General features: G+C 52.9%; 19 protein-coding genes, 1 rRNA gene and 1 riboswitch. Of the genes, 16 read left to right on the forward strand and 4 right to left on the reverse strand.

The annotated features are described in order from the left end of the window. Nucleotides 1-135 precede the first annotated feature (135 nt). From rrf to aceK, 5 genes are all read left to right on the forward strand, one after another. A 5S ribosomal RNA gene (rrf, locus tag BM427_RS11580) occupies nucleotides 136-251 on the forward strand. Nucleotides 252-674: 423 nt separating this feature from the next. Further along, nucleotides 675-1,604 (forward strand): homoserine O-acetyltransferase MetA, encoded by a 930-nt coding sequence (gene metA, locus BM427_RS11585; protein ID WP_090121762.1) that lies wholly within the window; start codon nucleotides 675-677, stop codon nucleotides 1,602-1,604. Nucleotides 1,605-1,850: 246 nt separating this feature from the next. Continuing rightward, complete coding sequence (gene aceB, locus BM427_RS11590) at nucleotides 1,851-3,452, forward strand: malate synthase A (RefSeq protein ID WP_090121764.1); 1,602 nt, start codon at nucleotides 1,851-1,853, stop codon at nucleotides 3,450-3,452. Nucleotides 3,453-3,486: 34 nt separating this feature from the next. Beyond that, nucleotides 3,487-4,791: an isocitrate lyase gene (aceA, locus tag BM427_RS11595; RefSeq protein WP_090121765.1), complete on the forward strand. Its 1,305-nt coding sequence runs from the start codon at nucleotides 3,487-3,489 to the stop codon at nucleotides 4,789-4,791. 97 nt (nucleotides 4,792-4,888) lie between these two features. Next, a complete protein-coding gene (gene aceK, locus BM427_RS11600) occupies nucleotides 4,889-6,637 on the forward strand; it encodes a bifunctional isocitrate dehydrogenase kinase/phosphatase (RefSeq protein WP_090121766.1) in 1,749 nt (582 codons plus the stop codon). Nucleotides 6,638-6,726: 89 nt separating this feature from the next. Here the strand turns inward: aceK and iclR are convergent, their stop codons facing one another. Further along, on the reverse strand, nucleotides 6,727-7,551 hold the full coding sequence (iclR, locus tag BM427_RS11605) for a glyoxylate bypass operon transcriptional repressor IclR (protein WP_090121768.1): 825 nt from the start codon (nucleotides 7,549-7,551) through the stop codon (nucleotides 6,727-6,729). Nucleotides 7,552-7,746: 195 nt separating this feature from the next. Here iclR and metH point away from each other — a divergent pair, with 195 nt between their 5' ends. The 5 genes from metH to rluF all read left to right on the forward strand — a co-directional run bounded on the left by metH (nucleotide 7,747) and on the right by rluF (nucleotide 15,737). Next, nucleotides 7,747-11,433 (forward strand): methionine synthase, encoded by a 3,687-nt coding sequence (gene metH, locus BM427_RS11610; RefSeq protein WP_090121769.1) that lies wholly within the window; start codon nucleotides 7,747-7,749, stop codon nucleotides 11,431-11,433. A gap of 238 nt (nucleotides 11,434-11,671) precedes the next feature. Next, nucleotides 11,672-12,481 carry a DUF8093 domain-containing protein gene (locus BM427_RS11615; protein WP_244316531.1) on the forward strand — a complete coding sequence of 270 codons (810 nt, stop codon included), beginning with the start codon at nucleotides 11,672-11,674 and terminating at the stop codon, nucleotides 12,479-12,481. Then, nucleotides 12,456-12,932 (forward strand): hypothetical protein, encoded by a 477-nt coding sequence (locus BM427_RS11620; protein WP_244316530.1) that lies wholly within the window; start codon nucleotides 12,456-12,458, stop codon nucleotides 12,930-12,932. The genes BM427_RS11615 and BM427_RS11620 overlap by 26 nt, the downstream gene beginning before the upstream one ends. Nucleotides 12,933-13,106: 174 nt before the next feature. Beyond that, the gene (locus BM427_RS11625; RefSeq protein WP_090121772.1) at nucleotides 13,107-14,738 is read left to right on the forward strand and encodes a Na/Pi cotransporter family protein; all 1,632 of its coding nucleotides are present in this window, start codon (nucleotides 13,107-13,109) and stop codon (nucleotides 14,736-14,738) included. 135 nt (nucleotides 14,739-14,873) lie between these two features. Then, a complete protein-coding gene (rluF, locus tag BM427_RS11630; protein WP_090121774.1) occupies nucleotides 14,874-15,737 on the forward strand; it encodes a 23S rRNA pseudouridine(2604) synthase RluF in 864 nt (287 codons plus the stop codon). On the opposite strand, the gene BM427_RS11635 is transcribed toward rluF, so the two are convergent. Then, nucleotides 15,738-16,010, reverse strand: coding sequence for a YjbD family protein (locus BM427_RS11635; protein ID WP_090121775.1), 273 nt, complete (start codon nucleotides 16,008-16,010; stop codon nucleotides 15,738-15,740). 108 nt (nucleotides 16,011-16,118) lie between these two features. Between BM427_RS11635 and BM427_RS11640 the strand changes: the two genes are divergently transcribed. Then, nucleotides 16,119-16,424, forward strand: a complete 306-nt coding sequence (locus BM427_RS11640; RefSeq protein ID WP_090121777.1) for a helix-turn-helix domain-containing protein — start codon at nucleotides 16,119-16,121, stop codon at nucleotides 16,422-16,424. Nucleotides 16,425-16,472: 48 nt separating this feature from the next. Here the strand turns inward: BM427_RS11640 and panS are convergent, their stop codons facing one another. Both panS and lysC read right to left on the reverse strand, forming a co-directional pair. Further along, nucleotides 16,473-17,414 (reverse strand): ketopantoate/pantoate/pantothenate transporter PanS, encoded by a 942-nt coding sequence (gene panS, locus BM427_RS11645; RefSeq protein WP_090121778.1) that lies wholly within the window; start codon nucleotides 17,412-17,414, stop codon nucleotides 16,473-16,475. An 88-nt stretch (nucleotides 17,415-17,502) separates the two neighbouring features. After that, entirely contained in the window at nucleotides 17,503-18,852 is a 1,350-nt protein-coding gene (gene lysC, locus BM427_RS11650) for a lysine-sensitive aspartokinase 3 (RefSeq protein WP_090121780.1), read from the reverse strand. 91 nt (nucleotides 18,853-18,943) lie between these two features. Beyond that, nucleotides 18,944-19,139, reverse strand: a riboswitch (Lysine riboswitch). 511 nt (nucleotides 19,140-19,650) lie between these two features. Between lysC and pgi the strand changes: the two genes are divergently transcribed. From pgi to BM427_RS11675, 5 genes are all read left to right on the forward strand, one after another. Further along, on the forward strand, nucleotides 19,651-21,300 hold the full coding sequence (gene pgi, locus BM427_RS11655; RefSeq protein WP_090121781.1) for a glucose-6-phosphate isomerase: 1,650 nt from the start codon (nucleotides 19,651-19,653) through the stop codon (nucleotides 21,298-21,300). Between the two features lie 452 nt (nucleotides 21,301-21,752). Continuing rightward, the gene (gene yjbE, locus BM427_RS11660; RefSeq protein WP_090121783.1) at nucleotides 21,753-21,995 is read left to right on the forward strand and encodes an exopolysaccharide production protein YjbE; all 243 of its coding nucleotides are present in this window, start codon (nucleotides 21,753-21,755) and stop codon (nucleotides 21,993-21,995) included. Nucleotides 21,996-22,060: 65 nt separating this feature from the next. Beyond that, complete coding sequence (locus BM427_RS11665) at nucleotides 22,061-22,699, forward strand: YjbF family lipoprotein (protein ID WP_090121784.1); 639 nt, start codon at nucleotides 22,061-22,063, stop codon at nucleotides 22,697-22,699. Continuing rightward, nucleotides 22,696-23,433, forward strand: coding sequence for a capsule biosynthesis GfcC family protein (locus BM427_RS11670; protein ID WP_425280049.1), 738 nt, complete (start codon nucleotides 22,696-22,698; stop codon nucleotides 23,431-23,433). The genes BM427_RS11665 and BM427_RS11670 overlap by 4 nt, the downstream gene beginning before the upstream one ends. Nucleotides 23,434-23,435: 2 nt before the next feature. Then, nucleotides 23,436-25,526: a YjbH domain-containing protein gene (locus tag BM427_RS11675; protein ID WP_090121785.1), complete on the forward strand. Its 2,091-nt coding sequence runs from the start codon at nucleotides 23,436-23,438 to the stop codon at nucleotides 25,524-25,526. The last annotated feature ends 9 nt before the right edge of the window (nucleotides 25,527-25,535 follow it).

The following is a 25,535-nucleotide window of genomic DNA, read 5'->3' on the forward strand; positions in this document are numbered from 1 at the left end:
AGCTAACCGGTACTAATGAACCGTGAGGCTTAACCTTACAACGCCGAAGATGTTTTGGCGGAATTGAGAGAAGATTTTCAGCGAGATTACAGATTAAGTTGGTATGCCTGAGGGGATACTGACAGACAGAATTTGCCTGGCGGCACTAGCGCGGTGGTCCCACCTGACCCCATGCCGAACTCAGAAGTGAAACGCCGTAGCGCCGATGGTAGTGTGGGGTCTCCCCATGCGAGAGTAGGGAACTGCCAGGCATCAAACAGGTGAAGAGGCCATCCGGAAGGATGGCCTTTTTGCGTTGCGGCGGAACAGACAGGAAAGCCCCGTGCGCAGGCACCGGGCTTTTTTGCTATTGTTTCAGCAGAATTCAATCGTTAAAGGGTATAGCTATGATCGCGCTATACGCTCAGCTTTATAAAAATTGCATCATAGTTGTACGCAACCTCAATACTCATCAGCAGCTTTCCTCTGAGCGCCCGGCAGATGCTGGCTGTAACGAGGTAGCCCAAAAATTCCCCTTCGCAGCACGACAAAAAATCTAAAATTATTTTATAGGTGAACCGTGACGTGAAACTTTCTCACCTTTCACTTGCGGACTCGACATTTTGCTGTTTCCTGGGTATCTTCGGCTATCTGGATGTCTAAACGTTTAAACGTATGCAGTGAGGATATAAGTTATGCCGATTCGGGTGCAGGACGAGCTGCCAGCCGTCAATTTCTTGCGTGACGAGAACGTCTTTGTAATGACGACTTCACGCGCGACAGTTCAGGAGATCCGTCCCCTGAAGGTATTGATCCTGAACCTGATGCCAAAGAAGATTGAGACAGAAAACCAGTTTCTGCGTCTGCTGTCGAACTCACCGCTACAGGTTGATGTGCGCTTGCTGCGCATAGATTCCCGCGAATCGCGTAATACGCCAGCTGAGCACCTGAACACCTTTTACTGTAATTTTGATGAAGTCTGCCACGAAAACTACGATGGCCTGATTGTTACCGGCGCGCCACTGGGCCTGGTTGAGTTTAACGATGTTGCCTACTGGCCGCAGATTGAGCAGGTACTGGAGTGGGCGAAAGATCACGTTACCTCAACGCTGTTTGTCTGTTGGGCGGTACAGGCCGCACTCAATATTCTTTATGGCATTCCCAAGCAGACCCGCAGTGAAAAGCTCTCCGGTGTGTATGAACACCACATCCTCCATCCCCACGCGCTGCTGACGCGCGGTTTTGATGATGTATTCCTTGCTCCTCACTCTCGCTATGCGGATTTCCCGGCGGCACTGATCCGCGACTACACGGATCTGGAGATCCTGGCCGAAACAGAAGAGGGTGATGCCTACCTGTTTGCCAGCAAAGATAAACGTATTGCTTTTGTGACCGGACACCCGGAATACGACGCTAACACGCTGGCGAATGAATATTTCCGCGATGTGGACGCGGGTCTCAGTCCTGAACTGCCGCATAACTACTTCCCGAAAGACGATCCGCAGAATAAACCACCCGCCTCCTGGCGCAGTCACGGCAATCTGCTGTTTATCAACTGGCTCAACTACTACGTCTACCAGATCACACCATACGATCTGCGCCACATGAATCCGACGCTGGATTAAGCGTTTCAGCCCTATACATCAGGCGCCTTCGGGCGCCTTTTTTATTTCCGAAAATCACTTCTCAACATAATAAAACTATAACTTGATTGTTATCAGTTGGTTATTGTCTTTTTAATTATAAAATGGAAATTGTTTTTGATTTTGGAAATTTTATTAGCCAGGATGGATCTTGCTGAACGAAAACCGCACAAACGATCTTCGTCAGCATTGGGAAATGTCTTTGCTGCAAAAAAGAGGAATCGCACCATGACACAACAGGCAACAACAACCGATGAACTGGCCTTTACACAGCCGTATGGCGAGCAGGAGAAGCAGATCCTTACTCCGGCGGCAGTGGAATTTCTGAGTGAGCTGGTAATACGCTTTACGCCAAAACGTAATCAACTGCTGGCAGCGCGTCAGCGCCAGCAGCAACAAATTGATGCCGGTACGTTGCCTGGATTTATTTCGGAAACTGCTTCCATTCGTGAATCTGACTGGACGATCCGCGGAATACCGGAAGATCTGCTCGACCGCCGCGTGGAGATCACCGGGCCGGTGGAGCGCAAAATGGTCATCAATGCACTGAATGCCAACGTCAAAATTTTCATGGCGGATTTTGAAGATTCGTTGGCGCCGAACTGGGACAAGGTGATCGATGGGCAGATCAACCTGCGCGATGCAGTCAACGGCACCATCAGCTATACCAATGAAGCTGGCAAGATCTATCAGTTAAAGCCCAATCCAGCGGTTCTTGTCTGCCGTGTGCGCGGCTTACATCTGCCAGAAAAACATGTGACCTGGCGTGGTGAAGCGATCCCCGGCAGTCTGTTCGACTTTGCGCTCTACTTCTTCCATAACCATAAAAACCTGCTCGCCAAAGGCAGTGGTCCCTATTTTTATCTGCCGAAAACCCAATCCTGGCAAGAAGCGGCCTGGTGGAGTGAAGTATTCAGTTATACCGAAGACCGGTTTAATTTGCCGCGCGGCACCATCAAAGCGACGCTGCTGATTGAAACGCTGCCAGCGGTGTTTCAAATGGACGAAATCCTGCACGCGCTGCGCGACCATATTGTCGGGCTAAACTGTGGACGCTGGGATTACATTTTCAGCTATATCAAAACCCTGAAAAACTATCCGGATCGGGTTTTACCGGATCGCCAGGTGGTCACCATGGATAAGCCGTTCCTCAGTGCTTATTCCCGCTTGTTAATCAAAACCTGTCATCGCCGCGGGGCATTCGCTATGGGCGGCATGGCGGCGTTTATTCCCAGTAAAGATGCCGAACGCAACAACTGGGTGCTAAATAAAGTGAAAGCCGATAAAGAACTCGAAGCGCGTAACGGCCACGATGGCACCTGGATTGCTCACCCTGGTCTTGGCGATACGGTGATGGACGTGTTCAACGCCGCCCTCGGTGATAATAAAAACCAGCTGTTTGTTAGTCGGACAGACGATGCCCCAATCACTGCAGAGCAACTGCTGGAGCCGTGTGAAGGCGAGCGCACCGAAGAGGGAATGCGCGCCAATATTCGCGTGGCGGTGCAATACATCGAAGCGTGGATCTCCGGCAATGGCTGCGTACCTATTTACGGGCTGATGGAAGATGCCGCCACTGCCGAAATCTCCCGTACCTCTATCTGGCAGTGGATCCACCATGAAAAGACGCTCAGCAACGGCAAACCTGTGACCAAAATGCTGTTCCGACAGATGCTGGCCGAAGAGATGCTGGTGATTCAGGACGAGCTGGGCGAGCACCGATTCAGCAGCGGTCGTTTTGACGACGCCGCGCGCCTGATAGAGCAGATCACCACCTCTGATGAGCTGATCGACTTCCTGACGTTGCCCGGCTATCGCTTACTTGCTTAATTCACCCACCTGACACCCTATGGAGCATCTGTATATGAAAACCCGTACCCAACAAATCGAAGAATTACAAAAAGAGTGGACGCAACCGCGCTGGGAAGGTATACGCCGCCCATACAGCGCGGAAGAGGTGGTGAAATTACGCGGTTCGGTCAACCCGGAATGTACGCTGGCGCAACTGGGCGCGGCTAAAATGTGGCAACTGCTGCATGGCGAATCGAAAAAGGGTTATATCAATAGCCTTGGCGCGCTGACTGGTGGTCAGGCCTTACAACAGGCGAAAGCAGGGATCGAAGCTATTTATCTCTCCGGCTGGCAGGTCGCTGCAGATGCTAACCTGGCATCAAGCATGTATCCGGATCAGTCTCTCTATCCGGCGAATTCGGTGCCGTCGGTGGTCGAGCGGATTAACAATACCTTCCTCCGCGCCGATCAGATCCAGTGGGCTTCCGGTATTGAACCGGGGGATCCGCGTTTTGTTGACTATTTCCTGCCAATCGTGGCGGATGCCGAAGCCGGTTTTGGCGGCGTGCTTAATGCCTTTGAACTGATGAAATCGATGATTGAAGCCGGAGCTGCTGCCGTTCACTTTGAAGATCAGCTCGCGTCGGTGAAAAAATGCGGGCATATGGGTGGCAAAGTGCTGGTACCGACACAGGAAGCGGTGCAGAAACTGGTGGCTGCGCGTCTGGCTGCAGATGTACTGGGTGTTCCGACGCTGTTGGTGGCGCGTACCGATGCGGATGCAGCCGATCTGATCACCTCCGATTGCGATCCCTATGACAGCGCCTTTATTACCGGTGAGCGCACCAGCGAAGGTTTCTACCGCACAAATGCCGGGATTGAGCAGGCTATCAGTCGCGGGCTGGCTTATGCACCGTATGCCGATTTGGTGTGGTGTGAAACCTCGACGCCAGACCTCAAGCTGGCGCGCCGCTTTGCCGATGCGATCCATGCAAAATTCCCCGGCAAACTGCTGGCCTACAACTGCTCACCGTCGTTCAACTGGAAAAAGAATCTCGACGACAACACTATCGCTCGCTTCCAGCAGGAGCTGTCGGACATGGGGTACAAATTCCAGTTCATTACTCTCGCCGGTATTCACAGCATGTGGTTCAACATGTTCGACCTGGCGCACGCCTATGCGCAGGGCGAGGGGATGAAACACTACGTCGAGAAAGTGCAGCAGCCGGAATTCGCCGCAGGCAAAGAGGGTTACACCTTCGTTTCTCACCAGCAGGAGGTTGGTACGGGCTACTTCGACAGGGTCACCACCATTATTCAGGGCGGTACCTCCTCGGTGACCGCGCTGACAGGCTCGACCGAAGAAGCACAATTCTGATTGTCGATACCCGGCAGACGATAGCTGCCGGGTTTGCGGCACCTCGTATGCCGGACAACGCTCTTCGGCAACTCTCTGCCCGACATGAGGACAAAAGATGTCGCGTGGCCTGGAACTACTGATTGCACAAACTATTCTGCAAGGCTTCGATGCGCAATATGGGCGCTTCCTGGAGGTCACCTCCGGTGCCCAGCAGCGTTTTGAACAGGCAGACTGGCAGGCTGTGCAGCAGGCGATGAAGCAGCGTATTCATCTTTATGATCATCATGTTGGCCTGGTAGTGGAGCAGTTACGCTGCATCACCGACAGTCAAAGCCCTGACGCGGCGTTTCTGTTGCGGGTAAAAGAGCATTACACAAGGCTGCTGCCGGATTACCCTCGCTTTGAGATTGCCGAAAGTTTTTTCAATTCGGTCTACTGTCGCCTGTTTGATCACCGATCATTAACGCCGGAACGCTTATTTATCTTTAGTTCGCAGCCGGAGCGCCGTTTTCGCACCATCCCGCGCCCGCTGGCGAAAGATTTTTGGCCTGAACGTGGCTGGGAAGCGTTACTGAGTAAAGTCCTGACGGATTTACCGTTGCGCCTGCCGTGGCAGGATAAAACGCGCGATATCGGTTATATCACCGCGCATTTGCAGGAGGCTTTCGGTCACGAAATGCTGGCGAAATCGCACCTGCAAGTGGCAAATGAACTGTTTTATCGTAATAAGGCAGCCTGGCTGGTGGGCAAACTCGTCACTCCGCTGGCAACGCTGCCCTTTTTGCTGCCTATCCACCGCACGGATGAAGGCGAACTGTTTGTCGATACCTGTCTGACTACACCTGCTGAAGCCAGCATCGTGTTTGGTTTTGCCCGATCCTATTTTATGGTCTATGCGCCGCTGCCTGCCGCGACGGTGGAGTGGCTGCGGGAAATCCTGCCGGGCAAAACCACCGCCGAATTGTATATGGCTATTGGCTGCCAGAAGCACGGCAAAACCGAAAGTTATCGCGAATACCTGAACTACATCCACGCCAGCAATGAGCAGTTTATTGAAGCGCCGGGTATTCGCGGCATGGTGATGCTGGTCTTTACGCTGCCGGGGTTTGACCGGGTGTTTAAAGTTATTAAAGACGTCTTTCCTCCGCAAAAAGAGATGAGCGCGACGCATGTTCGCGCCTGTTACCAGTTGGTTAAAGAGCATGATCGCGTCGGACGCATGGCCGATACGCAGGAATTTGAAAACTTTGTGCTGGAAAAAAGGCAAATCGCACCCGCGCTGATGGCGTTACTGCTGGAACAGGCGCCGGGCAAAATCACCGATCTTGGCGACAGTATCGTCATCAGCCATCTCTACATTGAGCGGCGCATGGTGCCGCTGAACATCTGGTTTGAACAGGTCAAAGGCCAGCAACTGCGCGATGCGGTGGAAGAGTACGGTAACGCCATCCGTCAGCTTGCCGCCGCCAATATTTTTCCCGGCGATATGCTGTTCAAGAACTTTGGTGTCACCCGTCATGGCCGCGTCGTGTTCTACGATTACGATGAAATTTGCTATATGACGGAAGTGAATTTCCGCGATATTCCGCCTCCGCGCTACCCGGAAGATGAGCTGAGCGCTGAGCCCTGGTACAGCGTGGCGCCCGGCGATGTTTTTCCGCAGGAATTTCGTCACTGGCTGTGCGCCGATCCAGAAATCGGCCCGTTGTTTGAGGAGATGCACGCCGATTTACTGCGCGCCGACTACTGGCGAGGGTTACAGGAACGCATCCGGCAGGGACATGTGGAAGATGTCTATGCTTACCGTAAGCGCCAGCGCTTTAGCATACGCTTCGGCGCTGGTGCCTTACGCCAAGCGGGCTGAACCCCCATGAGTCGAGACGATTCTTGTCATAGGGGAATAGATAAGTTGCAGCGTTTATGCGGTGGATAAAGAGATAATAGTGAGGGTCATTAACGCATTCCCCCGTAGGCCTGCGTCACCTCTTTTGCACCGCGAATGACCATGGCGCCCAGTTCGGTCACTCGGTCATCTGTCATACGCGATATTGGCCCGGAGATAGAGATTGCCGCGAATGGCTCGCTGTGTTCATCATAAATACAGGCGGCAACGCAGCGCAGGCCCAGCGCATGTTCCTCATCGTCAAAAGAGTAGCCGCGCTTGCGCGTCTGGGCGAGATCCTCTTTCAGATGCACGGGTGAAACCAGCGTCGCGTGAGTATAGGCGTGCAGCCCCTGGCGGTGCAGCAGATTACCGACCTGCTCATCATCCAGCCGTGCTAAAAAAGCCTTCCCTGCGCCGGATGCGTGCATCGGCAGCTTGCCGCCGATGGGCGCGGACATTCGCATTAACTGCGTACACTGCACCTGATCAATAATGATTGCCTGATGATCGCTTTTATCCAGCACGGCAAGATTGACCGTCTCACCGGACTCTTCCATCAGTTTACGCAGAATAGGATGCACAATCGCCATCAGGTTGCGGCTTTGCAGAAAGCTACTGCCGACAATAAAAGCATGTGCGCCGACTGCCCAGTGACCCAACTCGCCTACCTGACGGACAAAGCCCAGTTGCTGCATGGTAGTAAGCAGTCGATGGGTGGTAGAATTAGGCAAACCGGCCTGTTGCGCCAGTTCCGTTAGCGCGATGCTGCCGTGGGATTCTGCGATCCATTCCAGCAGTTTCAGGCCACGGGTTAACGACTGGACTTGTCCGCCTGCCGGAGCGGCTGGCGCGGTGGCTTTTCTGCCACGTTTTGCGGGAACGGAAGCGACCATCGGCTGGCTCCTTTTTCTGTATCGTGGAAATCATTTTCGTTTTAACAGAGTATAACGTAACTCCATGACAGACTGATCGGATGAGTGAAGCTGAACATCTCTCATGTTAACCCGCTGCCGCTTTTCCGTTCTGCCACTTTGTGCCAGTATGTTTTGCTGGCCTTTTGGCCTCATTGAGCCTTGTCGGGAGCACGTGTGAGCAGCAAAGTTGAACAACTGCAACAGCAGTTAAATGAACGCATTCTGGTTCTGGACGGTGGTATGGGTACCATGATCCAGAGCTATCGTCTGGGTGAGCAGGATTTTCGCGGCGAGCGCTTTGCCGACTGGCCCTGCGATCTCAAAGGAAACAACGACTTGTTGGTGCTCAGCAAGCCGGATGTGATAACCGCCATTCACGACGCCTATTTTGCGGCAGGTGCGGATATCATCGAAACCAACACCTTCAACTCGACGACCATCGCCATGGCGGATTACCAGATGGAATCCCTGTCGGCGGAAATCAACTTTACTGCAGCGAAACTGGCCCGCGCCAGCGCCGATAAATGGACAGCGCAAACGCCGGAAAAACCGCGTTACGTGGCCGGGGTGCTTGGCCCGACTAACCGCACCGCCTCTATTTCACCGGATGTCAACGATCCGGCGTTTCGTAATGTCTCCTTCGATCAACTGGTGGAGGCCTACCGCGAATCAACCAAAGCGCTGGTGGAAGGCGGTGCCGATCTGATCCTGATCGAAACGGTGTTCGATACGCTCAATGCCAAAGCGGCGATCTTTGCCGTTAAAGAGGAATTTGAGGCACTGGGTATTGAACTGCCGATCATGATTTCCGGCACTATTACCGATGCGTCCGGTCGTACGCTTTCCGGCCAGACGACCGAGGCATTTTACAACTCGCTGCGCCATGCCGATGCGCTCACTTTCGGCCTTAACTGCGCGCTGGGTCCAGACGAGCTGCGCCAGTATGTGCAGGAACTGTCGCGGATTGCTGAATGCTACGTTACCGCGCATCCGAACGCCGGTCTGCCGAACGCCTTTGGCGAGTACGATCTGGATGCTGCCACCATGGCGACGCAGATCCGCGAATGGGCGGAGGCCGGATTCCTGAATATCGTCGGCGGTTGTTGCGGCACCACGCCGGAACATATCGCTGCCATGAGCAATGCAGTTGCCGGGCTGCCGCCGCGTAAACTGCCGGACATCCCGGTGGCTTGCCGTCTTTCCGGGCTTGAGCCGTTGAATATTGGCGACGACAGCCTGTTTGTGAACGTCGGCGAACGTACTAACGTTACCGGCTCGGCCAAATTTAAGCGCCTGATCAAAGAAGAGAAGTACAGTGAAGCGCTGGACGTGGCGCGCCAGCAGGTGGAAAGTGGCGCACAGATCATCGATATCAACATGGATGAGGGGATGCTCGATGCCGAAGCAGCGATGGTGCGTTTCCTCAATCTGATCGCCGGTGAACCGGATATCGCCCGTGTGCCGATCATGATCGACTCCTCGAAGTGGGAGGTGATTGAAAAAGGGCTGAAATGTATCCAGGGCAAAGGCATTGTTAACTCCATCTCCATGAAAGAAGGGGTTGAGCCGTTTATCCATCACGCGAAACGCGTGCGCCGTTACGGTGCGGCGGTGGTGGTGATGGCCTTTGATGAAGTGGGCCAGGCGGATACCCGTGCGCGCAAAATCGACATTTGCCGCCGCGCCTATAAAATCCTCACTGAAGAGGTAGGATTCCCGCCGGAAGACATTATCTTCGATCCAAATATCTTCGCGGTGGCCACGGGGATTGAAGAGCACAACAACTATGCACAGGACTTTATTGGTGCCTGTGAGGATATCAAACGCGAGCTACCGCATGCGCTGATCTCAGGTGGTGTGTCGAACGTCTCCTTCTCGTTCCGCGGTAACGATCCGGTGCGTGAGGCGATTCACGCCGTCTTCCTTTATTACGCGATTCGCAACGGCATGGATATGGGGATCGTGAACGCCGGTCAGTTGGCGATTTATGACGATCTGCCTGCCGAGCTGCGCGATGGCGTTGAGGATGTGATTCTTAACCGTCGTGACGATGCCACGGAGCGCATGCTGGATCTGGCCGAGAAATATCGCGGCAGTAAAGGCGCGGATGATGGCGCCCTGGCGCAACTGGCCGAGTGGCGCAGCTGGGATGTGAAAAAGCGCCTCGAATATTCGCTGGTAAAAGGGATTACCGAATTTATTGAGCAGGACACCGAAGAAGCCCGTCAGCAAGCCGCTCGCCCGATCGAGGTGATCGAAGGGCCGCTAATGGACGGTATGAACGTGGTCGGCGATTTGTTCGGCGAAGGTAAGATGTTCTTGCCACAGGTAGTGAAATCCGCCCGCGTGATGAAGCAGGCGGTTGCTTACCTGGAGCCGTATATCGAAGCCAGCAAAGAGAAGGGCAAAAGCAACGGCAAGATGGTGATCGCCACCGTGAAAGGCGATGTGCATGATATCGGTAAAAACATCGTGGGCGTGGTGTTGCAGTGCAATAACTACGAAATCATCGATCTCGGCGTGATGGTGCCGGCCGACAAAATCCTCAAAACCGCCCGCGAAGTGAACGCTGACCTGATTGGCCTTTCCGGGCTGATTACGCCGTCGCTTGATGAGATGGTCAACGTGGCTAAAGAGATGGAACGCCAGGGGTTCACCATTCCGCTGCTGATTGGCGGCGCGACCACGTCGAAAGCGCACACGGCGGTTAAAATCGAGCAGAACTACAGCGGGCCGACGATCTATGTGCAGAACGCCTCACGCACCGTCGGCGTCGTGTCGTCGCTGCTGTCAGACACGCAGCGCGATGAGTTTGTTGCCCGCATCCGCAAAGAGTATGAAACGGTGCGCATTCAGCACGCGCGCAAAAAACCGCGTACGCCGCCGGTGACCTTGCAGGCCGCGCGGGAAAACGATCTGGCTTTCGACTGGGCGAGTTATACACCGCCAGTGGCGCATCGCCTCGGCGTGCAGGAGGTCGTGGCCAGCATCGAGACGCTGCGCAATTATATCGACTGGACGCCATTCTTTATGACCTGGTCGCTGGCGGGCAAGTATCCGCGCATTCTGGAAGATGACGTGGTGGGCGAAGAGGCGAAGCGTCTGTTTAAGGATGCGAACGAGATGCTCGATATGCTGAGTGCGGAGAAACGGCTTAACCCGCGCGGTGTGGTCGGGTTGTTTCCGGCAAACCGCGTCGGTGATGACATCGAAATCTACCGTGATGAAACCCGCACGCAGGTGCTGACGGTCGGTTGCCATCTGCGTCAGCAGACTGAAAAAACCGGTTTCGCCAATTACTGCCTGGCCGATTTTGTTGCGCCGAAATTGAGCGGAAAAGCGGACTACATCGGCGCTTTTGCCGTGACCGGCGGCCTGGAAGAAGACGCGCTGGCAGAGGCTTATGATGCCGCACACGATGATTACAACAAAATCATGGTGAAAGCGGTATCCGATCGACTTGCAGAAGCGTTTGCCGAATATCTGCATGAGCGGGTGCGTAAAGTGTACTGGGGCTATGCGCCAAACGAAAACCTCAGCAACGAAGAGCTAATCCGCGAGAACTACCAGGGAATTCGTCCCGCACCGGGTTACCCTGCGTGCCCGGAACACACCGAAAAAGGCACCATCTGGCAGTTACTGGATGTGGAAAAACATACCGGTATGAAGCTGACAGAATCTTACGCCATGTGGCCGGGCGCCTCGGTTTCCGGTTGGTATTTCAGCCATCCCGAAAGCAAGTATTTCGCCGTCGCGCAAATTCAGCGCGATCAGGTAGAAGATTATGCGCGGCGTAAAGGCATGTCAGTGTCAGAGGTTGAGCGTTGGCTGTCCGCGAATTTAGGCTACGATGCCGACTAATCGCAATACATAGCATAGCAACGGGACATTATTTAATGTCCCGTTTTTTTATCACTCTTCATGAAAACTTCATCAAGAGAACATAATAAAATTGAAATTAAGAACATTCTTAAAATTGGATATTTTCTTAGGCCGCTGTTCCTCTTCGTGCGTATGATGGGGGGCTTGCTAACAGGCAAGATTGCTTCCATTTTTGCAGTTCATTCGTTTGTCATAAATTTAACTTAGGTAGTATAAAATGGACGTTTATGATATAAGAAAAAGAAATCTATTGCCGAAGGATTATGAAAATATTCTCGCGCCTGACATCGCGAAAAATATTATCAGAAAGGAATATTTTATCGAAAATAGTCCTAATAATGTCCTTGGGAGTATCGATGGCTATAGCATTAAAAAACACCATGGTTTTAAATATAGTTTACCGCACGATCCCTTAGGCCATCAAAAAGAGAAATATATTGATAGTCTGGTGGACAGAGGCGTGGTGGTGGTGGTGCGGCCAAATGTCAGCGTCCGCAACCGCTTCTACTATCCGTTTTTTATTGCGGAAGATGGTGCGCTGTTTTGCGTACAGGAGATGTCGTTTAATGCCGTCTATATCAGGACCATACTGAACGGTTTTAAAGACAGTGTGACGATTCACGGTACGCCTGCGCCAACACGTAGCAGTTTTGTCCCGGTAACGGCGGAGTATGGCCCCGGCTACTGGAAAACCAACGAGACGGACTTCCACGGTGTTACAAATGCTGCGGTGATGTTACTCAACCGCGCGACCAGTATGGGCGATCAGGGGCGTGTATTTGGCTCAGATGGCAAAGATTATATGAATACCTCGCGGGATAAGATCCAGCGGTGGACATCCATTCCGGACAGCGTGGTTTCAGATACCCGGGATATTCTCTATAATCGTTCAGTAATCCGGCGCTATGGCGACAAGCGATCGATAAGTCAAAAATATCTCGAAGGTGATGATGCCGGGATGCAATCGGGTAAATCATGGCAATGGATACCAGGAGTAAGGGATGAAGATTATGAGTTTAAAAAATAAGATATACCTGTTCTGGGGAATTATGGATGTATTGACATTAGCCGGATATTTATTTTTTTCGATACAGGGCAGTAGCATTCCTTTTTATTCCGATATCCATGGGTTTTATACCAACTATGCGCAATTAGGTACAGGTGGTTTAACCGGTGGACTGATCCAGATGCTGTTCTTTATTAATATTGCGCTGATTGTTTCATTAGCATTTTCTGGCTGGTGGATGATAGTCAAAAAACATATCAATAATATCTTTTTAATCGCACAGGAAATTGGTCGGGTATTTTCGTTGAAATGCTCAATTGCGCTAATCCCGCTGATTATGCATTTCTCCGATGTACGCTCTCCGTGGATCGCTATCCTGCTTTTTGTCCTGTCGGAGGTGGTCAAGCTTGGCTCTATTATGTGGATTAAACGAAATGATGAGTCGCAGGCCATGGATGCCGCCAGCCGTTAAGCGTTAAGCCGCTATCATTGTCACAAAAATGTCATTTTTCCTTACAACTCGTAGGATGCTTAAGCAGTGTTCTGCGCTATTCCTGGTTTTAACACCTTATACTTAAACCATAATGTTGTGGTTATCTATCCGCTGATAGCCAGCAACGCATAACAATAAAGAGGATCCCATTCAGTGCTGACTTTGCTTCATCTGTTATCTGCCGTTGCCATGCTGGTATGGGGCACCCATATTGTCCGTACCGGCGTGATGCGCGTTTTTGGCGCCCGTTTACGGACGGTGCTCAGCCGCAGTGTAGAGAAAAAACCGCTCGCCTTTTGCGCGGGCATCGGCGTGACCGCGTTGGTGCAGAGCAGTAACGCGACGACTATGCTGGTGACATCCTTCGTCGCGCAGGATTTAGTGGCGCTGACACCAGCACTGGTGATTGTGCTTGGTGCCGATGTCGGGACTGCGCTGATGGCGCGTGTGCTGACCTTCGATCTCTCCTGGCTGTCGCCACTGCTGATCTTTATCGGCGTGATTTTTTTCCTCGGCCGCAAACAGACCCGTGAAGGGCAACTGGGTCGTGTCAGTATTGGCCTCGGGCTGATCCTACTGGCGCTGGAACTCATCGTGCAGGCGGTTACGCCAATCACCCAGGCAAGCGGGGTACAGGTGATTTTTGCCTCGCTGACGGGGGATATCCTGCTGGATGCGCTGATTGGCGCGGTCTTTGCGATTATCAGTTATTCAAGCCTGGCCGCTGTACTGCTGACGGCAACGCTGGCCGCCGCCAGTATTATTTCGTTTCCGGTGGCGTTGTGTCTGGTGATTGGTGCCAACCTTGGTTCCGGTCTGTTGGCGATGCTGAACAACAGTGCTGCTAATGCTGCAGCTCGCCGCGTGGCGCTCGGAAGCCTGCTGTTTAAGCTGGTAGGCAGCCTGATTATTCTGCCGTTTATCCATGTGCTCGCCAGTTCGATGCAAAAACTGCCGCTACCGGAAGCGGAGCTGGTGATTTACTTCCACGTTTTCTACAACCTGATCCGTTGTCTGGCGATGGTGCCGTTTGCCGGGCCGATGGCACAATTTTGTAAACGCATCATTAGCGATGAACAGGAGCTGGATGCGCGTCTGAAACCCAAACATCTCGACAGCTCTGCGCTGGATACGCCGACGCTGGCGCTGGCGAATGCTGCGCGCGAAACGTTGCGCATAGGCGATGCAGTAGAACTGATGCTCGAAGGGTTGCATAAAGTGATGCACGGAGAGCCGCGGCAGGAGAAAGAGCTGCGCAAGCTGGCGGATGACGTCAACGTGCTTTATACCGCTATCAAGCTCTATCTGGCGCGTATGCCGAAAGAGGAGTTGGCGGAAGAGGAGTCAAAGCGCTGGGCGGAAATTATCGAGATGTCGCTTAACCTGGAGCAGGCCTCCGATATTGTCGAGCGGATGGGCAGTGAAATTGCTGACAAATCGTTAGCCGCACGACGCGCTTTTTCAGGGGAAGGGTTGAAAGAGCTGGATGCGCTGCATGAACGGCTGGTGGGGAATCTGAAACTGGCGATGTCAGTATTTTTCTCCAGCGATGTCACCAGCGCCCGCCGACTGCGTCGCAGCAAGCACCGCTTCCGCATTATGAACCGGCGCTATGCGCATGCACACGTTGATCGACTGCATCAGCAAAACGTTCAGAGCATTGAAACCAGTTCGTTGCACCTTGGCCTGTTGGGAGACATGAAACGACTTAACTCACTGTTCTGCTCGGTGGCCTATGGTGTTCTCGAACAACCCGATGAAGATGACGAGCGCGATGATTATTAATCCTGCCGTGTCAGTGGGCACGGCTGTTAAAACCCCTGGTTTTATCGGGTTAGCGCACAAATTAATTTACGCACGATAAAAATCCATTTTTTCTCCTCTTAAAGACAGTTATATTCCGCTTTTACAGGAGAGTTTATGCTGCCACCCCAATCAACACGTTTAAACAAATATATCAGCGAAAGCGGGATCTGCTCGCGTCGTGAGGCAGATCGTTATATTGAGCAGGGCAATGTCTTTATCAATGGCAAGCGCGCCGGGATTGGTGATCAGGTTGCTGCCGGAGACGTTGTCAAAGTGAACGGTCAACTTATCGAACCGCGAAATGCAGAAGATCTGGTATTTATCGCGTTGAATAAGCCGGTTGGTATTGTCAGTACCACCGAAGACGGCGAAAAAGACAATATTGTTGATTTTGTTAATCACAGCAGCCGTATCTTCCCAATTGGCCGTCTGGACAAAGATTCGCAAGGGCTGATTTTTCTTACTAACCACGGCGACTTAGTGAATAAAATCCTGCGTGCAGGTAATGACCACGAAAAAGAGTATCTGGTGACCGTCAACAAACCAGTGACCGATGAGTTTATTCGGTGCATGGGAGCGGGCGTGCCGATCCTCGGTACGGTGACCAAAAAATGCAAGGTCAAGAAAGAGGCACCTTTTACCTTCCGCATCACGTTAGTACAGGGGCTGAACCGCCAGATCCGCCGCATGTGCGAGCATTTCGGTTATGAAGTCACGAAACTTGAGCGCACGCGTATTATGAACGTTAGCCTTACCGGGCTGCCGCCGGGCGAATGGCGCGATCTAACCGGCGACGAACTGATTTCGTTATTCAAACTGATCGAGAACTCATCTTCAGAAGCGAAGCCGAAAGCCAAAGCAAAACCGCAGGCTGCGAGAAAACCTGCCGTCAATGTCGCGAAACCCGAAGAGAAAAACCGGGGCAAACCGGCGAGTAAACGCTTTACCCAACCGGGCAGGAAAAAGAAAGGGCGCTGATTAGCGCCTGCCGCGCGTTGAGGTATTCGCCGACCAGGAAAAGGTCGTGCTCTCATCCGGTTTATAAGCCTGCTGTTTTTTAACCTTGCGGGCTTTCTTCACTTCCGTTTCACGCTGCTCCATCAGCTTATCGATGTACTCTTTTTTCACATGATTCGCTTCAGAATTGCTGAGTGGGCGTCCGTGTGCGATACGGGCGCGATCGAGCAGGGTTTTTAGCTCCCTCTGTTCGCTCTCTGTCATCTCTTTTTGCGTCAGTCTGGTAAGGGCCATGAATTCTCTCCTCGGGAAGTGTCATGAGTGTACGCGATACGGGCAGGTAAAGCATGTTTGATGGTACATAAACGCTGGAAAGCGCTTCTCATATTTGCCCGAACGTGAGTGACCCCGGCCGATGCCAATATTTTTGCGGAACGGAGTTGTGCACCTAAAACCGCAAAGGCGCTCGCGCAGGATGCAGAAAGAGAGGTCATACACTTGCTGAGTATTAAACGTCAACTGATGCAGGAAATCGCAGGCTGGATAGCTGAAAACCACCTCAAACAGGCTGAAGTAGCGACCAGACTCAATATTTCTCGCCCTCGCATCTCCGATGTGGTCAATCAAAAAACCAGTAAATTTACCATTGATGCCCCGGTAACCATGCTGAGTAAACTCGGTAAGCCGGTGACGATTACGGTTGGGTAAAAAAATGAATCTGCCGGATGATATGTTTTATCCGGCAGCGATTCTGTGTTAACCCTCTTTCACCACATTTGCGTTACGCCTGTCGACGGGTTTACCGGACCAGTAACCCGCCAGCAGCGAGCCAGAGAGGTTATGCCAGACGGAGAACAATGCGCCAGGCAGCGCGGCGAGCGGGGAGAAGTAGATTTTACCCAGCGCGGCGGCCAGACCGGAGTTTTGCATGCCTACTTCAATCGCCAGCGTGCGGCAGGTGGATTCATCAAAACCAAACAGGCGTCCGCCCCAGTAACCGCCCAGCAAACCGATGCTGTTATGCAGGATCACTGCGACAATCACCACCAGGCCAACCGAGGCGATATATGCCGCAGAACCGGCCACTACCGCGCTGATAATTGCCAGGATACAAATCATCGAAAAGGCTGGCAGATAGGGTTCGACTGCTTTCACCACGCGCGGGAATAGGTGATGCACAATCAATCCCAGCGCAATCGGGATCACCACAATTTGCAAAATACTGAGCAGCATACCCATCATGTCAACCTGGATATGCGCATCGACGTACAGGCGCGTTAGCAGCGGTGTGGCGATCACTCCGACCAGGGTTGAGACGGAGGAGATGGTGACCGACAGAGCGACATCGCCTTTTGCCAGGTAGATCATCACATTCGACGCCGTACCGCTGGCAACGCTACCTACCAGCACCATTCCGGCGGACAAATCCGGCGGCATCTTAAAGAGCAGCGCCAGCAGCCATGCCGCCAGCGGCATCACCAGATAGTGTAGAAAAATCCCTGCAGCGACCGGCGCCGGGCGAGAGAGCACGCGTTTAAAATCATCAAGTTTCAGATGCACGCCCATACCGAACATAATCAGCATCAGCAGTGTGGTCACCCACGGACCGATGGCGATGAACGTGGGCGGTAAGTAATAAGCGAGGACGGAAAGCAGCAGCGCCCATAACGGGAACAGCCGCGTCAGTGTTGCGAGCATGTGAGGAATTCCTTGCGATTGTTGTGTTTTTTATAAAAAGGCCGGGTTCGTGCCCGGCCATCGTTATTGTTTATCGTGCTAAGGAATTTTATTCAAACAAATTATGGTGCAGCTTCTGTACAACTTGCTCGGCTTCGGTGCCAGGCACCAGGAAACAGAGGTTATGGCTGGATGCGCCGTAGCAGATCATACGGATGTTGAACGGATCAAGCACGCCAAACACCTCTTTTCCCACGCCGCAGGCTTTCGACAGTTCATTGCCGATCAGCGCCACCAGCGCAAGGTTCTCTTCCACTTCTACGCGACACAGTGATGACAGCTCAGTCAGCAACGACTGTGTCAGCAGCGTATCACCGGTTGACGTTGAGCCGGTGGTATCCAGTGTCAGCGCAACGCTCACTTCGGAGGTGGTGATCAGATCGACAGAGATATTGTGCCGAGCGAGGACGCCGAACACTTCGGCCAGGAAGCCACGGGAGTGCAGCATGCTCAGGCTGTGGAGCGTCACGAGCGTTTGTCTGCGGCGTAGCGCCAGTGCGCGGAATAGCGGTGGATTAGTGGTTTTGTTGCATACCAGCGTACCGCCAGCTTTCGGGTCCTTGCTGGAGCCGACAAATACCGGAATGTCGCTGCGCACGGCGGGCAACAGTGTGGCCGGATGCAGCACTTTCGCACCAAATGTGGCCATCTCAGCCGCTTCTTCAAAGGCGATTTCATCAATGCGTTTTGCTGCCGGAACAACGCGTGGGTCGGTGGTATAGATACCCGGAACATCTGTCCAGATATCCACACGCGAGGCGTGCAGCGCTTCACCCAGCAGGGCTGCCGTATAGTCGCTGCCGCCACGGCCCAGCGTGGTAGTACGGCCTTTGGCTTCGCTACCGATAAAACCCTGGGTAATGATTAACCCTTCGCTGAGACGCGGTGCGAGCTGCTGGGCGGAAAGCTCAGCCAGCGCGGCGACATCCGGCTCAGCACGGCCAAAGCGATCGTTGGTACGCATGACTTTACGCACGTCAAACCACTGCGCCTGGACGTTACGTTCACGTAGCACTTCAACAAACAGCAGTGTCGACATTAATTCACCGTGGCTCACCAACTCGTCGGTCAGGGCGGTTGAGGTCGCGAGCGAGGCGGCTTCCGCCAGGGTGGTGATATTTTCCAACAGGCGTTCGATCTCTTCACGAATCACGGAAGGATTCACCATACGTTCCAGGATATCGAACTGAATTTTGCGGATAGCGTCGAGTTTTACGAAGCGCTCGCTGGCTTCCGGCCCTTCAGACAGGGCAACCAGCAGATTGGTCACGCCCGCAGAGGCGGAGAGAACAACCAGACGGACGCTGGCATCGGCAAGCACCACGTCCGCACTGCGGTTCATGGCATCGTAATCGGCAACACTGGTGCCGCCAAATTTGGCGACAACTAAACTCGTCATAACAACCTCGTGTCAGGGGATCCAATATTCAGCCTTGGCACAAGGGAAGAGCGAAAAACAGGGGTGGCGCAGATAGCAAAACAACTACGTTTTCCCCAGAAGCGCTCCACCTTGCGAAACGCCCGACTGCGAACGTTTCTGGTGACAACCCAGAGGATTCAGCCTCTGTAGCCGATAACGAACGCTGCCAGGCGCTTTGTTATCTCGGCGTTGCTCCCCCTCAGGTGTTTTCTTTAGTCTGGCACTTCGAACACCGTGTACCTGGGCAACGCGCCTCTTCTGGCTATTACCTTCGCCTTTCGCGCCGTGGCGGTGTTGACTGCCTTCGCTTACCCCGGTCACTTACCGATGTAAGCTCCCGGGGATGCGCTCAGTTGCCGCCTGGCCACAACGCGAAATGCATTGGTAATACTTACCGTCGTTTCTCGCACAGAAGCGGCGTTGACTCAGGTAACGTTAAACTGTCGCTGGCGGTATGCGTGCCACGCCTACAGACAGAGTGTATAGGGCGGATAAACGCTGTGCCATCTGACAATCTTCCAATCCTCTTCTGCGCACACGCGCAAGAAGTGTGGTTATAAATAAAGGGTTAGCAGGGGCGCTGTCAACGCCGGGATTATGCGGATTTTTCATGCGGCTTTCGCAATCAGTAAAATGACTTATGTTATGTGGGTAATCGGCCATTTTCGCCGAGCTTGAGCCGCAGAACAGGGGGCGGGCACAAAAACCATCACAATTTTCGCCAGCAGGCGCTACAATCGACCGCAGTCACAATTCTCAAATCAGAAGAGTATTGCTATGAAAAACATCAACCCAACGCAGACCTCTGCCTGGCAGGCATTACAGAAACACTACGCTGACATGAAGGACGTCACTATCGCGGATCTGTTCGCGAAAGACGGCGACCGTTTTAGTAAGTTTTCCGCAACCTTCGATGATCTGATGCTGGTAGATTTCTCCAAAAACCGCATTACGCAAGAGACTCTGGATAAGTTGCTGGCGCTCGCCAAAGAGACCGATCTGGCTGCGGCCATTAAGTCTATGTTCTCCGGTGAAAAGATTAACCGCACTGAAGATCGTGCTGTCCTGCACGTTGCGCTGCGTAATCGTAGCAATACCCCGATTCTGGTTGATGGTAAAGATGTGATGCCGGAAGTGAATGCTGTGCTGGAGAAGATGAAAACCTTCTCTGAAGCGATCATTTCCGGCGCATGGAAAGGCTATACCGGCAAACCGATCACTGACGTGGTGAACATCGGTATTGGTGGCTCTGACCTCGGTCCTTTTATGGTCACCGAAGCGTTGCGCCCTTACAAAAATCACCTGAACATGCATTTCGTCTCTAACGTCGATGGTACGCATATCGCCGAAGTGCTGAAAAAAGTGAACCCGGAAACCACACTGTTCCTCGTGGCCTCTAAAACCTTCACTACCCAGGAAACCATGACCAACGCCCACAGCGCGCGCGACTGGTTCCTGAAAACCGCGGGTGACGAAAAACACGTTGCGAAACACTTCGCCGCGCTCTCCACCAACGGCAAAGCGGTTGGCGAGTTTGGTATCGACACCGCGAACATGTTTGAATTCTGGGATTGGGTGGGCGGTCGCTACTCGCTGTGGTCTGCCATTGGTCTGTCGATCATCCTCTCCGTGGGCTTCGACAACTTTGTTGAGCTGCTCTCCGGTGCTCATGCGATGGACAAACACTTCTCCACCACTGAGTTGTCGAAAAACTTGCCAGTGCTACTGGCGCTGATCGGCATCTGGTACAACAACTTCTTTGGTGCTGAAACTGAAGCTATCCTGCCGTATGACCAGTATATGCACCGCTTTGCTGCCTATTTCCAGCAGGGCAACATGGAATCTAACGGTAAATATGTTGACCGTAACGGCAGCGCCGTGGATTACCAGACTGGCCCAATTATCTGGGGTGAGCCGGGAACTAACGGTCAGCACGCGTTCTATCAACTGATTCACCAGGGAACCAAAATGGTGCCGTGCGATTTCATCGCGCCGTCTATTACCCACAACGCGCTTTCTGATCACCACCAGAAGTTGCTGTCTAATTTCTTCGCACAGACCGAAGCGCTGGCGTTTGGTAAATCCCGTGAAGTGGTTGAGCAGGAATATCGTGACCAGGGTAAAGATCCGGCCACACTAGAACACGTTGTGCCATTCAAAGTGTTTGAAGGCAACCGCCCGACCAACTCCATCCTGCTGCGTGAAATCACGCCATTTAGCCTCGGTGCATTGATTGCGCTCTATGAGCACAAGATCTTCACTCAAGGCGCTATCCTGAATATCTTCACCTTTGATCAGTGGGGCGTGGAGCTGGGTAAACAGTTGGCGAACCGCATTCTGCCTGAGCTGGGTGATGATAAAGCCATCTCCAGCCATGACAGTTCAACCAACGGTCTGATTAACCGCTACAAATCCTGGCGCGGCTAATCGAGCTACAGAGAAAGCGTCGCTTCGGCGGCGCTTTTTTTTGTCTGCCGAATATATTAATCCCTTGTGCATATATATTGGCTCCCGGTTTCCACTATATTATAAGCGATTCTGATATTGATATTTCCCCTTTGCTAAATTATGGACAAGCGATGATTCTTTGCGGCAGATATCGGGGATCAGGTTTATCTGAAAAAGCTGCCAGTACCTCCAGTCATTGTTAGGCATTTTAGGAGTAGCCTTATTGTATCAATCTTTTATGATTATTTAATTAATTGAATTAAATGGTATTTTTCTGTTGTTGCTTTCTCAGGTGTACCTTATTTGCCAATCCTCCGAAAATATTCTCTGCTAATTCCCGTTGCGTAATTCATCTGCTTTAGTTGTGTATACTCGATATCGCCTGAGTTTTTTCAGGCAAATCTCCATTCATTCAATGAAGGGAAATTGATATGAAAAAAGTCCTGTATGGCATTCTTGCCATATCCGCGCTTGCGGCGACTTCTGCTTTTGCTGAACCGGTGCAAATCGGTGAAGCAGCAGGGTCGGCAGCGACCTCTGTGTCGGCAGGTAGTTCTGCTGCGACGAGCGTCAGCACCGTAGGGTCAGCGGTGGGTGTCGCGCTGGCGGCAACCGGTGGCGGTGATGGCTCCAATACTGGAACCACGACCACCACGACCACAAGTACTCAGTAATCACGGGTACATTAACTATAACCACACTTCGGTGTGGTTATTTCCGCCCCTCTCGGAGAAGAGTCGTGAAGCGACCTGGTATTATTTTAATTTGCCTGCTGCTTCAGGCATGTTCTGGCCAAATCAAAGGCCTGGGAAATTCACTGTGGGATAGCGTTTTTGGCGTGCCAGGCGTGCAACTGACAGATGAAGAAATTCTCAACATGCCCTATGCCAGCCAGTACATGCAGCTTAACAACGGCCCGCAACTGTTTGTGGTGCTCGCTTTCGACGAAAACGGTCAGCAGAAATGGGTCACGCAGGATCAGGCGACCATCGTGACGCAGAATTATCGCATCGTAAAAACACAGCTCGGCGGCGATAACCTGATTGAAGTGAATAATCTGGCGTCCGATCCCCTGGCAAAACCGAATCAAATCATTGATGGTGCAAACTGGACGCGCACTATGGGCTGGACGGAGCACAAACAGGTGCGCTACGCAACCGCGCACTCCGTCTTCCACTGGAACGGTACCGACACTGTCAAGCTGGCGGATGATGTCACCGCAGTACGTATTCTCGACGAGGATGTCACCACGGACAAGAAAAGCTGGCGCAACCGCTTCTGGGTGGATGACGCCGGGGTAATCAGGCAGTCGGAGCAGTATCTGGGCGCAGACTGGTTCCCGGTGAAGACCATACTGATTAAGGCGGCTAAACAATGACGATGCGTACTTTTCTTCTGTTATTAGCCAGCCTCGCTTCCCCGCTCGCGCTGGCAGACGGGACGGTGAATGTCTACATTGCTGGCGACGGCAAACCAAAAACGTTATCCCACGCCATGCATTTGAGCGATCTGGTCGGGCAACCCTTACTTGCACAGAGCTGGTGGCCCGGTGCCGTGGTCAGTGAACGCCACGCTACGCAGGCGGAGCAGGCCAGGCATCAGGTGTTGTTAACGCGTCTGAGCGCGCTTGCTGCTGATGAAAGCGGTAACACTGCCGCCGCCATCAATTCACTGCGCCAGCAGTTGCAGGCGGTGAAGGTCACTGGCAGGCAGATAGTCAATCTGGATCCGGATTACGTTCGGACTCATCGACTGGCGAATCGTTCGCTGGAGGGGGAATACTCGCTTTGGGTGGGGCCGCAACCAGCCACGATTACCGTGGTGGGGCTGGTTAGCAGCCCAGGGAAAAAAACCTTTACACCAGGCAGAGATGTGGTGAGTTACCTGGATGAGATGAGCCTGCTCAGTGGTGCGGACCGCAGCTATGCGTGGGTGATTTATCCCACCGGTCAGACACAAAAAGTGCCGGTTGCTTACTGGAACCGCCGCCACGTAGAGCCGATGCCCGGCAGCGTGATTTTCGTTGGCTTCGCACCGGGATTGTGGAGCAACGAATATGACGAACTGAATGCCGACATCCTTCAGTCCCTGACGCATCGGATACCGGAATAATAATGAAAAAATCGTTTGTAATAAGCCTATTGGCGCTGGGAATTAGCGCTGCCTGTCACGCAGAATCTTATCCTGAGCCGGTCGGGCCATCCCAGTCGGACTTTGGCGGCGTGGGATTGCTGCAAACACCGACCGCACGCATGTCGCGCGAAGGCGAACTGAGTTTTAACTATCGCGATAACGATCAGTACCGTTTCTATTCTGGCTCGATACAGCTTTTTCCCTGGCTGGAAACGACGCTACGTTATACCGACGTACGTACACGCAAATATAGCTCGGTGGAGTCGTTTTCCGGCAATCAGACCTACAAAGATAAAGCCTTCGATGTGAAACTGCGCCTGTGGCAGGAAGGTTACTGGCTACCCCAAGTCTCCCTTGGCGCGCGGGATATCGGCGGTACAGGGTTGTTTGACGGCGAATATCTGGTCGCCAGCAAAGCCTGGGGACCGTTCGATTTCTCTCTCGGTATTGGTTGGGGTTATCTGGGCACCAGCGGTAATATCAAAAACCCGCTCTGCTCTTATGACGAGAAATATTGCACGCGCAACACTAGCTATAAACTGGCGGGTTCCACCGATACCAGCCAGATGTTCCGCGGTCCGACGGCTCTGTTTGGCGGCGTTGAATATCAAACCCCCTGGAACCCGCTGCGTTTAAAACTGGAGTATGAAGGTAACAACTATCAGCAGGATTATGCCGGGAAACTGCCGCAGCGCAGCAAGGTGAACGTTGGTGCAATTTACCGCATTACTGACTGGGCCGACATCAACCTGAGCTATGAGCGCGGCAACACCTGGATGTTTGGTTTTACCCTGCGTAATAATTTCAACGAGTTACGTCCCGCGTACAGCGATGTGCCGCGGCCGAAGTATCAACCGCAGCCGCAGGACGCGATCCTGCAACATGCGGTGGTGGCTAACCAGCTTACCCTGTTGAAATATAACGCCGGTTTTGCCGACCCGCAGATTCAAGTGAAAGGCGATACGCTCTACGTGACCGGCCAGCAGGTGAAATACCGTAACACCCAGGAAGGGATTGAGCGGGCAAACCGTATCATCATGAATGACCTGCCGGATGGCATTCACACTATTCGTGTGACGGAAAATAGCCTTAATATGCCAATCGTCACCACCGAAACGGATGTTGCCAGCCTGAAGCGCCATCTGGAAGGGGAACCACTGGGGCAGGATACAGAGCTGGTGCAGAAACGGGTCACGCCGATTGTTCCGGACAGCACAGAGCAGGGCTGGTATATCGATAAATCGTCGTTCGATTTCCATATCGATCCGGTGTTGAACCAGTCGTTCGGCGGCCCGGAAAGCTTCTACATGTACCAGGTTGGCGTAATGGCAACCGCTGACTGGTGGTGGACCGATCATTTACTGACCACCGGCAGCCTGTTTGCCAACGTGGCTAACAACTACGATAAATTCAGCTATACCTCCAGCGATTCAGCATTGCCGCGTGTGCGTACCCGCGTACGTGAATATGTGCAAAATGACTACTACGTCAACAACATGCAAGCGAACTACATGCACTACCTGGGGAATAATTTCTATGGTCAGGTGTATGCCGGTTATCTGGAAACTATGTTTGGTGGCGCGGGGGCTGAAGTGCTGTGGCGTCCGGTCGACAGCCACTGGGCATTTGGTATTGATGGCAACTACGTGAAACAGCGCGACTGGCGCAGCCCGCAGGATATGATGAAGTTCACCGATTATAGCGTGAAAACCGGCCACTTCACCGCCTACTGGACGCCGTGGTTTGCCGACGATGTGCTGATTAAAACGAGCGTTGGGCAGTATCTGGCAGGGGACAAAGGTATCACGCTGGATGTCTCGAAACACTTTGATAGCGGCGTTGTCATTGGTGCGTATGCCACGAAGACCAACGTTTCGGCGGCGCAGTACGGGGAAGGGCAATTCACCAAAGGGGTGTATGTCTCTGTACCGTTGGATCTGTTCACGACCGGCCCGACCCGTAGCCGTGCAGGCGTTGGCTGGACGCCGTTGACGCGTGATGGCGGCCAGAAATTGGGCCGTAAGTTTGAGCTTTATGATATGACCAACGATAAGACGATCAACTTCCAGTAATCCTTCGCC

The sequence above is a fragment of the Kosakonia arachidis genome (assembly GCF_900116535.1).
Lineage (GTDB): Bacteria > Pseudomonadota > Gammaproteobacteria > Enterobacterales > Enterobacteriaceae > Kosakonia > Kosakonia arachidis.

Excerpts from the sequence above, each read along its gene's own strand:
- metA (WP_090121762.1), top strand. The coding sequence starts at position 675 with ATGCCGATTCGGGTGCAGGACGAGCTGCCAGCCGTCAATTTCTTGCGT.
- aceB (WP_090121764.1), top strand. The coding sequence starts at position 1,851 with ATGACACAACAGGCAACAACAACCGATGAACTGGCCTTTACACAGCCG.
- aceA (WP_090121765.1), top strand. The coding sequence starts at position 3,487 with ATGAAAACCCGTACCCAACAAATCGAAGAATTACAAAAAGAGTGGACG.
- aceK (WP_090121766.1), top strand. The coding sequence starts at position 4,889 with ATGTCGCGTGGCCTGGAACTACTGATTGCACAAACTATTCTGCAAGGC.
- iclR (WP_090121768.1), bottom strand. The coding sequence starts at position 7,551 with ATGGTCGCTTCCGTTCCCGCAAAACGTGGCAGAAAAGCCACCGCGCCA.
- BM427_RS11615 (WP_244316531.1), top strand. The coding sequence starts at position 11,672 with ATGGACGTTTATGATATAAGAAAAAGAAATCTATTGCCGAAGGATTAT.
- BM427_RS11620 (WP_244316530.1), top strand. The coding sequence starts at position 12,456 with ATGAAGATTATGAGTTTAAAAAATAAGATATACCTGTTCTGGGGAATT.
- rluF (WP_090121774.1), top strand. The coding sequence starts at position 14,874 with ATGCTGCCACCCCAATCAACACGTTTAAACAAATATATCAGCGAAAGC.
- BM427_RS11635 (WP_090121775.1), bottom strand. The coding sequence starts at position 16,010 with ATGGCCCTTACCAGACTGACGCAAAAAGAGATGACAGAGAGCGAACAG.
- panS (WP_090121778.1), bottom strand. The coding sequence starts at position 17,414 with ATGCTCGCAACACTGACGCGGCTGTTCCCGTTATGGGCGCTGCTGCTT.
- lysC (WP_090121780.1), bottom strand. The coding sequence starts at position 18,852 with ATGACGAGTTTAGTTGTCGCCAAATTTGGCGGCACCAGTGTTGCCGAT.
- pgi (WP_090121781.1), top strand. The coding sequence starts at position 19,651 with ATGAAAAACATCAACCCAACGCAGACCTCTGCCTGGCAGGCATTACAG.
- yjbE (WP_090121783.1), top strand. The coding sequence starts at position 21,753 with ATGAAAAAAGTCCTGTATGGCATTCTTGCCATATCCGCGCTTGCGGCG.
- BM427_RS11670 (WP_425280049.1), top strand. The coding sequence starts at position 22,696 with ATGACGATGCGTACTTTTCTTCTGTTATTAGCCAGCCTCGCTTCCCCG.
- BM427_RS11675 (WP_090121785.1), top strand. The coding sequence starts at position 23,436 with ATGAAAAAATCGTTTGTAATAAGCCTATTGGCGCTGGGAATTAGCGCT.